This window comes from Candidatus Sororendozoicomonas aggregata (genome assembly GCF_031528575.1).
GTDB classification, from domain to species: domain Bacteria; phylum Pseudomonadota; class Gammaproteobacteria; order Pseudomonadales; family Endozoicomonadaceae; genus Endonucleibacter; species Endonucleibacter aggregata.
Window position 1 is genome coordinate 1 of the sequence record NZ_JAVLSP010000109.1, and the last position, 10,792, is coordinate 10,792.

The following is a 10,792-nucleotide window of genomic DNA, read 5'->3' on the forward strand; positions in this document are numbered from 1 at the left end:
CGCGTGCGGTTAGAGTGCCTTCCATAGCGTGTGGTTCCTGTACATTCCCTGTACAGGATGACGGTGCGGGGTGTATTTCAGCGTTTCGCGACAGCCTCTTCACGGCGGGGAGGATGTCAAATCAACAAACTCAACCCGGTTTTTTTTAACCCGTCAAGCTTCGCCTTAGCTGGCCAATTCCCTAACACATTGGATTGTAGCTCAGCATTGGACTATGGCTGTATAGTTATAACGACACTCGTCGTAATACTTGTGACTTCATACTTCAGCAGCAACATCCCCATGCACTGACTGCTCAACCCTCGGCCTTTTCAAACAGCAAATCCCACACGCCATGACCGAGACGCTGCCCGCGCTGTTCGAATTTGGTCAGTGGTCGGTAATCAGGGCGCTTTGAATAAGCATATTCTCCCGCCTGATTAGTAAACCCTTTGGCCCCGGACATGACTTCCATCATTTGTTCGGCGTAGTTTTCCCAGTCCGTTGCCAGGTGAATGATACCGCCGGTGGCAATCTTCGGACGCAGTGTCTCAATAAAGTGTGACTGAACTAAACGACGCTTGTTATGGCGCTTTTTGTGCCAGGGGTCAGGGAAGAAAATTTGCACACGGGACAGGCAGTTATCAGCAATACAGTGCCGCAACACCTCCACGGCATCGTGATTATACGTTCTAATATTACTGACTTCAGCATTGTGTGCTTCATTCAAAAGGCTACCGACGCCAGGGCGGTGCACTTCAATGCCAATAAAGTTAGTTTCCGGCGCCGATTTAGCCATTGCCACCAGAGAAAGCCCCATCCCGTAGCCAATTTCCAGCACCGTAGGCGCTTCACGGCCAAAAGTGCTGTGCAGATCCAGGCGTTCTTCTTTATAAGGCAGGCCCCACTTATCCCAGCATTCGTCCCAGCCCCGTTGCTGTCCGGTGGTCATGCGTCCTTTGCGAAGCACAAAGCTTTTTATTTTTCGACGGGGTTGCTCAGGGGTGTCACTCATTGAAAATCCGGTCATCTACCTTTGAGGCAGGGTAAGATACCTGCCTTGAGGCATTTTGCAAATAAGTATCAACTGCCCGGGCGTGTTATTTTATCGAACATTCTTGCTGAATTTCCGGCAATTTAAGGGCAAACACAGCCAACATCAGCCAGCCCAGTATCAGGCATACACCGCCAATGGGGGTTATTGCGCCTAGCCAGGAGATACCTGTCAACGCCAGCGTATACAAGCTGCCTGAAAACACCACAATACCTGCCACAAAAAAGCGAGCCCCCCATGTCAGTAGTTTGTTATCTGAGAAGTAAAGACTGAGGACAGCGGTAATTAACAGTGCCAGGCTGTGGTAGATTTGGTACTGTGCTGCAGTATGAAAAATCACCAGCATTTGTTCTGGCAAACCCCCTTTCAGGCCGTGGGCGGCAAAAGCGCTGAGGGCAACAAACATTCCACCAGACAGGCTGGCTATAGCGATATATTTTTTGGCTAAACGTTTCATCTAATTTCCTCGCTGGATACCCCTACCGAGCCAGGTAGGGTTAACCAACAAAACCAACTTTGTCGACCCGTCTATGGCAGACCTTAGTGGCAGTAAGACTGTTGAGACGGCTTGTTGCCCACGGAGCTAGGAGGCTGTCGGACTTATGCTTTCGAGCATAAAATTCAGTAGGGTGGGTCAGAATTTTCGATCAATTTGTGCGAATAGTTGACCGATTTAAGCCAATTGATCGGAAATTCTGGCCGCACTTTCTCGCACTTTCTGGATTTTAGGCCGAAATTGTCTTAAGTCCGACAGGCTCCTAGAACCTGCCAAAAACATTCACCCTCCGCTTATGGGAATGACGGCAAAGGGCATTCATTATTGTAGAGCCTCAAGGACATTACCCGATGAAATTGCCCCGGGCAAATGCCAGAAATTGGTGTTATATAGACAGAACCTAGTATAATTGGTCACTTTGCGATTTTGAGACCAATGGATCAACATGGAACAACTTTTTGAATTCGCGGCCAACCATCTACCACTGGTAGCAGCGCTGGTCGCTATTTTATGCGCGCTGTTTCTCACTGAAATGCGCAAAGGCGGGCAGGCCCTGTCAACTCAGGAAATGATACAGCTGGTCAATCAGGAAGATGCTATTGTCATTGATGTGCGTAAAAAAGCCGACTACGACAAGGGGCACATTGTTAATGCTATCAATATTCCCTACGCCAACTTGAAAAACCGGATCAGCGAGTTGAATAAGCACAAAAATAAACCCATTATTATTGTTGATGCCATGGGGCAACATGCCAGCTCTGCCATTAAGACGTTAAAAGAATCAGGCCTTACCAATGTGGTTAAACTCAAAGGTGGTGTTGGCACCTGGCAGGCTGATAGCCTTCCGCTGATCAAATAAAGGAAACGCTTGATGAACCCGGTCGTCATCTACACTTCAGCATGGTGTCCTTTTTGTATACGTGCTCTTCATTTACTGGACAAAAAGGGTATTGGCTACAAAAATATCAACGTCGATGGACGACCTGCTGTTCGCCAGGCAATGGCTGAAAAAGCTGGCAGTACGTCAGTACCCCAAATCTGGGTAGGAGATACCCACGTCGGGGGTTGTGATGACTTACATGCCCTTGAAGGTCAGGGGCAGTTGGATACCCTGTTAAAATCCTGATGTTTTATTACGAAGATTTTGGCAGTTTTACTAAAACAAGGAAATGACAATGGCAGACAACCAGCAAGAACAGGCACAATTTGCCTTGCAACGTATCTATACCAAAGACTTATCTTTCGAGTCCCCCAAAGCGCCGGCCATCTTTCAGAAACAGTGGCAGCCAGAGGTGAAACTGGATCTGAACACCAGCAACAGTCCCCTTGAAGAAGGTTTGTATGAAGTGGTTCTCTCCCTGACCATTACGGTGGACAACGGCCCTGAAGGTACGAAAGAAACCGCGTTTGTTGTTGAAGTACAACAAGCGGGCGTATTTTTGGCCAAAGGTCTGCAAGGAGATGAGTTGCACCGTACACTGGGAGCTTTCTGCCCGAATATTCTGTTCCCATACGCTCGTGAGGCTGTAGACAGCCTGGTACTGCGTGGCAGCTTTCCTCCCATTATGCTGGCACCTGTTAACTTTGACGCTTTGTACCTGCAGGCTCGTGAGCAATCAGAAAAAGAAGCGTCCGCAACCACCACCGTTAACTGACAATCTTCCCGGTCGCTGCATTTTTTGCAGTGGCCTGCTTTGAGCCTGCAATGTCCTCACCACTGGTTTCTGTTATTGAATGCAATGAGCTTGATCACTTTCTAACTCACTGCCCAAAAAACGTCTTGATCATTGATCTTTGCAATCCCCGTGTTTATGCCCAGTGCCATATACCCGGTGCCATCAATGTTCACCCCCACGAACTTATCGCGGGCACCCACCCGGCCACCGGCAAGCTTCCGCCTGTGAAAATGCTCGAGGCACTTTTCAGTCGGCTGGGTTATACCGGCGGTGAGCATATTATCGTTTATGATGATGAAGGCGGTGGCTGGGCGGGCCGGTTTATCTGGACGCTGGATGTTATTGGTCACAAACAGTATTCCTACCTGAACGGTGGTCTCCATGCCTGGTTAAAAAAAGGATCACCTGTTGAACAGCAGCCCGCTCCACAGCCCGAATCAGTCCCCGTTTCTCTCAGTATTGATCACAGCGTCATTGCCACACGTGAAATGATAGAAGCAAACCTGAACAATCCCGAGGTGATCATTTGGGATGCCCGTTCACCCGAGGAGTACAGGGGTGAAAAGCTGTTTGCCCGGCGAGGTGGGCATATACCCGGCGCTATCAATTATGAATGGACACGCGCCATGAGTCCTGAGCGTAGCTACCGCATTAAAGACGGTGTTAAGACAGAGTTGGAAGCACTGGGTATCACCCGGGATAAAACCGTCATTACCTACTGCCAAAGTCATCACCGCTCCGGCTTTACCTATTTGGTCGGCAAAACCCTGGGCTACGACATAATAGCCTATGACGGCTCCTGGTCTGAATGGGGCAACTTGCCAGAAACGCCCGTGGAGTAGCCGGTAATTTTCGAGCTATTTTGATCGTTTGTGATTACAATGCTCCCGGGCTCTGCTGACATAACAATGTAAAAAGCTGCGCATGATCTGTTGTGAAAAGCGAAACCAATGAGAAAAGCTGCCTGTCTTTCAATTTTCTGAGGGCCAGGAGCCTGTCGGACTTATGCTTTCGAGCATAAGTCCGACAGGCTCCTAGTGGCGCTATGTAACGAAAAAAATCCAAAACACATGACTTTAATCAGCGGTTGTCGTTCATAAAAGCGTGTAAACAGCTTCAAAGCCCGGCATTTATTCATCATCAAGAGGCATCAATATCACCGTGAAAACATCACTGTTCGCTGGCCTTCAGCATATTCTGCCCCATCACCTGATTTCGCGCGCTGTGCATTGTTTTGTTGAGAGCCGGATACCCTGGTTAAAAAACAATCTTATTCACTTCATCGCCAAGCGTTACGGTGTGGATATGTCAGAGGCGGAAGAAGAGCGTTTGGAAGTCTATAGTAACTTTAACGACTTTTTTACCCGTGCACTGAAAAGCGATGCCCGACCATTACCTGACGATCAGCAAATGATTGTCAGCCCGGCAGACGGTGCTATCAGCCAGATTGGCGCTATAAACAATGGCCGTATTTTTCAGGCCAAAGGCCATGATTACAGTCTGATAGAGTTACTCGGTGGTGATGTCAAACTAAGCCAGGAATTCATGGGTGGCCAATTTGCCACGGTTTACCTGGCACCCCGAGACTATCATCGTGTGCATACACCCGCTGGGGGAAGACTACGACAAATGATTCATGTTCCTGGTCGTTTGTTTTCTGTTAATCAAGAGACCGTTGAGAATATTCCTAACTTGTTTGCCCGCAATGAGCGTGTGATTAGTATTTTTGATACTGACAATGGCCCAATGGCCGTCATTATGGTCGGTGCTATGATCGTTGCGAGTATTGAAACCGTATGGGCAGGTCTGGTAACGCCTCACCGTAAAAAGGTCAGGCGTATTGATTACCGGGCTGGCAGTCAAACTACCGTTGAACTGAGTCGCGGTGACGAGTTGGGCCGTTTTAAAATGGGTTCAACAGCAATCATCCTGTTTGGTAAAGATCAAGTTGACTGGCTTAAGCACTGGCAGGCTGGCAATAGCATTAAAATGGGTGAAGCCATGGGTTCTGCTCACCAGCGTGCTGTAAAAAAACCAGAAAACGGTAAGCGACAAGACACAGATACTGCCACGGACACAACGTTATGAGCATTAATGTCGGCATTGTGATGGACCCGATCAGTGCCATTGATACAAAAAAAGACAGTACGCTGGCTATGCTGCTGGCAGCAGAAAAAAAAGGGTGGCACCTGTTTTATATGGAACAGGCCGATCTCTACCAAAAAGACGGGCAGCCCTATGGCAGCATGCAGCCACTGACGGTTCGAGGGAATCTGGACGACTATTACACACTGGGCGAGAGACAAGAAACACCTTTGTCCGAGCTGAACGTCATCCTGATGCGAAAAGACCCGCCGTTTGATATGGAGTACATCTACAGCACCTATATTCTTGAGCAGGCAGAAGCCACTGGCACTCTGGTGGTGAATAAACCTCAAAGCATCCGTGACTGTAACGAAAAATATTTTGCGACACTGTTTCCCCAGTGCGTACCGCCAGTGATGGTTTCCAAAAACCCACGACTGATGCGTGAATTTGCCGAAACACACCAGGATGTGGTGCTGAAACCACTCGATGGTATGGGGGGGACGTCCATTTTTCGCAGTCATCCAAACGACCCAAACCTGAATGTGATTATTGAAACCCTGACCGACCATGGCCAGCGCCAGACCATGATTCAGAAATTCATTCCCGATATCATCGCTGGCGATAAGCGTATTTTAATGATTGATGGTGAACCTGTGCCCTATGCTCTGGCGCGTATTCCGGCAGAAGGAGAATTCCGGGGCAACCTGGCAGCAGGTGGCAGCGGGGTTGGGCAGCCTTTATCAGAACGGGACCGCTGGATTGCTCAACAAGTTGGCCCGACACTGAAAGGAAAGGGTCTGCTGTTCGTGGGACTGGATGTCATCGGTGACTACCTGACGGAAATCAACGTAACCTCACCCACCTGTATCCGGCAGATCGATAGTCAGTTTGATATCAGCATTGGTGACAGGCTGATGGACAAGATCGAAGAAAAACTCGCCACAGCGCGGTAATATTCTGACTCGCCCTACTGAATTTTATGCTCGAAAGCGTAAGTCCGACAGGCTCCTGGTGCTGTTAAGCGCTAATACCCATACAGTCGTCATTCCCGCGAAGGCGGGAATCTACCAGAAAATGGACTCCCGCCTTCGCAGGAGTGACCAAAGTGATGGTTGTATGTCTATTAACGCTTGTTTTCACTAGTGGTGTTGACGGTTATCCCGAGGCAGCGCCTTGATCTTGTTAAGGGTATCAGTCATATCTTTTTGTATTTTAGGGAAATGCGACGCTTGCTTTATGGCCATTGAGAGCCATGCGCTGACATGTTGCACGAATGCTTTTTTGTCTTTACTGGTTAACAGGGGCGCGGGTTGTATCTGACCACTGCCTTGCAGTTTTCCAACAACCGTTTTAGCCGATTGCAAAGCGGATTCCTGGCTGTCATACCAGTTTGTCCAGCTGCCAGCATAGAACAGGTGATTTTTTCCCTGCCATTGCTGTATTTCATCACGTTTTTTCATGAACGCGGGTAAGGGTATGGGGAGGGTATGGCGTTTGGTGAAGACAACCGTCGGGCATTCTCCAAGCTCAATTTCAGGACTTCCTAGCGTTTTAAAGGCCGGTATGGGTTTTTTACCCTCATAAGGTGGGTTTACCGGGCCAAAGTCCAGGCTTAACCGCATTGTGTTTTTTGGTGTATCTGCGACGACGTTAAAGAACTCCCGGTAGTTCTTGTCTGTTGGCATCCAGCAGGCTTTTTGGGTTTGTATAAAAATCTTCAATCCCCCGTTATCGTAGTAGGCGCCTAAATCAGCAATGAGTTTTTTTAGCGCCGATGGTAAGATTTTGCTGTCCTTTAACAACGTTTTGGCAACGAAGGGGTTAAGAGCAAGAACGGCATAGTCGGCATGAACCGTTTTGCCATTAACCACAAGGTCTACGCCGCTTTTCTGGGGTTGCACGGCACTGACTGGCGAGGACACGTGTACGTTCGCACCAGAGCTATGCAGCGCCTTGTCGAGGATGCCCTTCAGTCCGATGGAACTGTTGGTTACTTTGATAAGAGGTATCCTGGTTGTCATGGCGGGCGCCGCAAATGCCTGTCCAGAGTCGTCTTTACCTGTACCAACTAATGCCCGGACAAAATAAGTGGTGGCATAGACGGCGGAGGTTTTTTCCATCTGCTCTTTTGGGAGATAGAGAAATGAGTATAAGAAATTTCTCACCACGTTATTTTTGAAATCTTTTGTGAGCCATAAGCTGTCAAGCCATTTTCCCAGAGTAATATCCCAGTCTACTGGCGTCTTTGTGTTGAGTTTATAGGCGGAGTAAATAAACTTGGCAAATTGGGCCAGGCGCTCCCAGTCACTGACAGTGTAACGGGCAAACCCACTGACACTGGGAGGAAGCCAGAAGAGATGTTGTTTATTTGAAGCCTCCCAGACAGTGATGCCGACGGGATAACTTCTCACCTTATCGATCAATCCCAGTTCCTTAATGAGCTGGTAATAGCCAGGGTCAACTTTGGATGAGAAGTTCTGCGCACCAACGTCGAGCACATAGGATTTACCACCAAACTTTACCTTGTAAGATGATACATTTCCTCCCGTTGTACGACCCTTTTCGTAAATATCAAGATGGTATTTTCCGGGATATTTTTGGTTAAGCAAATAGGCAGTAAAGATCCCCGACGCTCCCCCACCGATTATGGCTATTGTCTGTTTGGCATAGGATAATAAAGGGTATGAAACAATGGCAAAAACCAGCAAGATAAATGCTGTAGCGCTTTTCAGTGAGCTTTTCATAATGAGCAACCTGATAATACGGCAACGCTCACTTACTATAGTCAATAGTATTTACTTTTTTTCGATTTATGGTAGCGGTTCTTAAAAACTCAAATGCCCTAAATCATCATGCAGACGACGTTTTTTTGTTACTAGAACCCTGTCGGACTTATGCTTTCGAGCATAAAATTCAGTAGGGCGAGTCAGAATTTTCGATCAATTTGTGCGAATAGTTGACCTATTTAAGCAAATTGATCGGAAATTCTGGCCGCACTTTCTCGCACTTTCTCGCACTTTCTGGATTTTAGGCCGAAATTGTCTTAAGTCCGACAGCCTCCTAGAAATCTCCCCAGACATAATGCATGATGCCTGCCGCTACAATGGGTGCCGTTTCTGTGCGCATGATCCTGGGTCCTAAGGACAGCGCATGGCACTGGCGATTTTCTGCCAATGCTATTTCAGCCATTGTCAGCCCCCCTTCAGGACCGACGAATAATGAGACTGACTCAGGCTTTTCGTACCCCTCCAACTTTTTTTCCGTCCGGTGATGGAGTACAAAACGGAGGTCTGTCGTTTGGCAGGATAACCAATCATTGACAGACGCTGGCGGATGAATAACTGGCAAGGTGTTTCTGCCGCACTGTTCACAGGCACTGATGGCGACTTTTTGCCAGTGCTGTCTGCGCTTTTCCTGTCGTTCAGCACTGAGCCTGACCTCACTGCGCTCAGTAAACAGTGGCGTAATCTCTGCGATCCCCAGTTCAGTAGCTTTTTGAATGGCGTAGTCCATTCGCTCACCACGGCTTATCCCTTGCCCAAGGGCTATTCGAAGGGGAGACTCTACTTGTGGCATTTCTTCAGCCATCAATGCAATAGACGTGACTTTCTTCGTCACGGCAACAATCTCTCCATGAAAAACACTGCCATTACCATTAAACAGCTGTAGACGCTGACCTGCCTTCATGCGTAAAACACGCACGACATGGTTGGCTGCATTTTGTTCAAGCTCAAGATGAGCGCCTGTTATCAAGGACTGGGACGTGTATATTCTGGGCGTTCGCATGAAAGTGTCAGCATTGGCAGAAACAGAAGCCGCATTATACCCGCTATTCGATCCGGTGCTATTCTCACAGTCGTTAGAAAAGGTCACTGATATTAATTGATATTATTTGTCGGCTTTGCCGGCAGCTTTGGCAAAGGTTGCCAGATAGTTGTTGATTTTGCCGGGTTTCTTATTCGCATCTTCAGCGTTTTCTTTACGGCGGATGGCGTTGCGAACAGTCATGGCACCTAGCCAACGGATTGGCTCCGGCGGAAATTTCCCAAGAGGGCCACCGACGAAACCTGCATTGCTCCATTGATCATCACGGTTCAGGCACAAAGAGGTGAGTATCTGTCCGCCGAGGTAGGTCTGGACGACACCATTACCTGAGTAACCAAAACCATAGTGAATGTTTGGATTACCATTGAAGTTACCAAAAATGGGAAAGCCTGTTGTCGTACGATCAGAGCCGCCTGTCCAGGACTGTTCTATCTTTACATCTTTGAGTTTTGGGTAGAAGCGGACAAGGGCATTTTTAACCTGATCTCTGTACTTGCTGGCTTTAAAAAATGCAGGGATCATTTTAGAGCCGAAGGCGAACGTGTTGCCCCCTTTTCCCAGCAAAATACGTCCATCACTGGTCGTGTGGAAGTAGTGAACGAAAATACGTGAGTCGCAGATTGCCGCACCGTGGTGGAGCTTGAGTTCTTCCAGAATTTCTGGAACAGGTTCAGTGATGCCCATGTCGGAGGAGACAACTGCCATGGTTCTTTCAAACTTCTTATACTTACCGGCCATCCAGGCATTGATAGCAACGACGACTTTCTTCGCCGTAATAGAGCCTTTTTCCGTAATAACCGTTGGCGGGTGGCTTTCTACGATGTTTTTCATTGGCGTTCCTTCGTAGATACGAATGCCTTTTTCACGGGCGACTCTTGCTAAACCTCGAACCAGCTTAGCCGGTTGCGCAGAACCCGCTTTTGGACTGAAGAAGGCTTCGAATATCTCGTCTGTAGCAGCAAATACCTGAGCCTGATCAAGTGGGGTATTTCTCCAGGAATTAATGCCTTTTTCATCAAGAGCGGCCATCACTGGGTCCATGGCACCGAGCTGAGATTGATTGGTAGCGATGTAAAGGGCGCCATCAATGCGCAGATCACAATCAATGTCGTATTGCTCTGTGAAGTCTTTGATTTTTCCAACGGCCGCTTCAGAGGCGAGAACCAGGCGCCTGGCTTCCGCTTCGCCGTAAAATTTCTTAAGAGAAAGGTATTTAGTGGCGAGCGTGAGGACGCATCCACCATTACAGCCTGAAGCACCATAACCGCAGAGTTTTTGTTCGATGATAACAATATTGAGTTCTGGTTGCTGATCTTTAAGCAAGATAGCTGTCCACAAACCGGTGTAACCACCGCCGATGATACAGACATCAGCAGAGATTTCTTCTGTGAGTGGGTTTGCTTGTGGTTCTCCCTCTTCTTTGAGGGCTTGGTCGTACCAGTAAGGTCTGAAGCTTTCCACTATATTTCCTTTTTTTTCCGGAAAATAATAAGGAAACCACTATGTACCAGAGTAGTGGAAATTAAACAAACCGATTGATAATTATTGACTACGCGTAAGCCAGCCTGAACCATACAGGGGGCTTAGAAGCAGTCTTAAAAGTCATGCTCCTACTGCGGCTACGATAAATGGGTCTAAAAAGTCGCTTTTGTTCGTCAAATAGTCCCGCTATTC

11 protein-coding genes are annotated in these 10,792 nt (G+C 48.0%); 6 read left to right on the top strand and 5 right to left on the bottom strand.

What is annotated here, in order from left to right:
- Positions 1-295: 295 nt before the first annotated feature.
- Both trmB and V4C51_RS15585 read right to left on the bottom strand, forming a co-directional pair.
- Positions 296-994 carry a tRNA (guanosine(46)-N7)-methyltransferase TrmB gene (trmB, locus tag V4C51_RS15580; RefSeq protein WP_330927102.1) on the bottom strand — a complete coding sequence of 233 codons (699 nt, stop codon included), beginning with the start codon at positions 992-994 and terminating at the stop codon, positions 296-298.
- Positions 995-1,079: 85 nt separating this feature from the next.
- Positions 1,080-1,490 (bottom strand): DUF423 domain-containing protein, encoded by a 411-nt coding sequence (locus V4C51_RS15585; RefSeq protein WP_330927103.1) that lies wholly within the window; start codon positions 1,488-1,490, stop codon positions 1,080-1,082.
- Positions 1,491-1,974: 484 nt separating this feature from the next.
- Here V4C51_RS15585 and V4C51_RS15590 point away from each other — a divergent pair, with 484 nt between their 5' ends.
- The 6 genes from V4C51_RS15590 to gshB all read left to right on the top strand — a co-directional run bounded on the left by V4C51_RS15590 (position 1,975) and on the right by gshB (position 6,246).
- On the top strand, positions 1,975-2,388 hold the full coding sequence (locus tag V4C51_RS15590; protein WP_330927104.1) for a rhodanese-like domain-containing protein: 414 nt from the start codon (positions 1,975-1,977) through the stop codon (positions 2,386-2,388).
- A 12-nt stretch (positions 2,389-2,400) separates the two neighbouring features.
- Positions 2,401-2,655: a glutaredoxin 3 gene (gene grxC, locus V4C51_RS15595; protein WP_330927105.1), complete on the top strand. Its 255-nt coding sequence runs from the start codon at positions 2,401-2,403 to the stop codon at positions 2,653-2,655.
- Positions 2,656-2,704: 49 nt separating this feature from the next.
- On the top strand, positions 2,705-3,184 hold the full coding sequence (secB, locus tag V4C51_RS15600; protein WP_330927106.1) for a protein-export chaperone SecB: 480 nt from the start codon (positions 2,705-2,707) through the stop codon (positions 3,182-3,184).
- 50 nt (positions 3,185-3,234) lie between these two features.
- Entirely contained in the window at positions 3,235-4,047 is an 813-nt protein-coding gene (locus V4C51_RS15605; protein WP_330927107.1) for a sulfurtransferase, read from the top strand.
- Positions 4,048-4,366: 319 nt separating this feature from the next.
- Complete coding sequence (gene asd / locus V4C51_RS15610) at positions 4,367-5,293, top strand: archaetidylserine decarboxylase (RefSeq protein WP_330927108.1); 927 nt, start codon at positions 4,367-4,369, stop codon at positions 5,291-5,293.
- The gene (gene gshB / locus V4C51_RS15615; protein ID WP_330927109.1) at positions 5,290-6,246 is read left to right on the top strand and encodes a glutathione synthase; all 957 of its coding nucleotides are present in this window, start codon (positions 5,290-5,292) and stop codon (positions 6,244-6,246) included. Before asd ends, gshB begins: the two co-directional genes overlap by 4 nt.
- Before the next feature lie 186 nt (positions 6,247-6,432).
- Here gshB and V4C51_RS15620 read toward each other — a convergent pair whose 3' ends face one another.
- The 3 genes from V4C51_RS15620 to V4C51_RS15630 form a co-directional block, all read right to left on the bottom strand.
- Positions 6,433-8,037 (bottom strand): FAD-dependent oxidoreductase, encoded by a 1,605-nt coding sequence (locus V4C51_RS15620; RefSeq protein WP_330927110.1) that lies wholly within the window; start codon positions 8,035-8,037, stop codon positions 6,433-6,435.
- 316 nt (positions 8,038-8,353) lie between these two features.
- Positions 8,354-9,079 carry a 16S rRNA (uracil(1498)-N(3))-methyltransferase gene (locus V4C51_RS15625; RefSeq protein ID WP_330927111.1) on the bottom strand — a complete coding sequence of 242 codons (726 nt, stop codon included), beginning with the start codon at positions 9,077-9,079 and terminating at the stop codon, positions 8,354-8,356.
- 102 nt (positions 9,080-9,181) lie between these two features.
- The gene (locus V4C51_RS15630; RefSeq protein ID WP_330927112.1) at positions 9,182-10,579 is read right to left on the bottom strand and encodes an FAD-dependent oxidoreductase; all 1,398 of its coding nucleotides are present in this window, start codon (positions 10,577-10,579) and stop codon (positions 9,182-9,184) included.
- Between the last annotated feature and the right edge of the window lie 213 nt (positions 10,580-10,792).

Excerpts from the sequence above, each read along its gene's own strand:
- gshB (WP_330927109.1), top strand. The coding sequence starts at position 5,290 with ATGAGCATTAATGTCGGCATTGTGATGGACCCGATCAGTGCCATTGAT.
- secB (WP_330927106.1), top strand. The coding sequence starts at position 2,705 with ATGGCAGACAACCAGCAAGAACAGGCACAATTTGCCTTGCAACGTATC.
- V4C51_RS15590 (WP_330927104.1), top strand. The coding sequence starts at position 1,975 with ATGGAACAACTTTTTGAATTCGCGGCCAACCATCTACCACTGGTAGCA.
- V4C51_RS15605 (WP_330927107.1), top strand. The coding sequence starts at position 3,235 with ATGTCCTCACCACTGGTTTCTGTTATTGAATGCAATGAGCTTGATCAC.
- V4C51_RS15620 (WP_330927110.1), bottom strand. The coding sequence starts at position 8,037 with ATGAAAAGCTCACTGAAAAGCGCTACAGCATTTATCTTGCTGGTTTTT.
- grxC (WP_330927105.1), top strand. The coding sequence starts at position 2,401 with ATGAACCCGGTCGTCATCTACACTTCAGCATGGTGTCCTTTTTGTATA.
- V4C51_RS15585 (WP_330927103.1), bottom strand. The coding sequence starts at position 1,490 with ATGAAACGTTTAGCCAAAAAATATATCGCTATAGCCAGCCTGTCTGGT.
- trmB (WP_330927102.1), bottom strand. The coding sequence starts at position 994 with ATGAGTGACACCCCTGAGCAACCCCGTCGAAAAATAAAAAGCTTTGTG.
- V4C51_RS15625 (WP_330927111.1), bottom strand. The coding sequence starts at position 9,079 with ATGCGAACGCCCAGAATATACACGTCCCAGTCCTTGATAACAGGCGCT.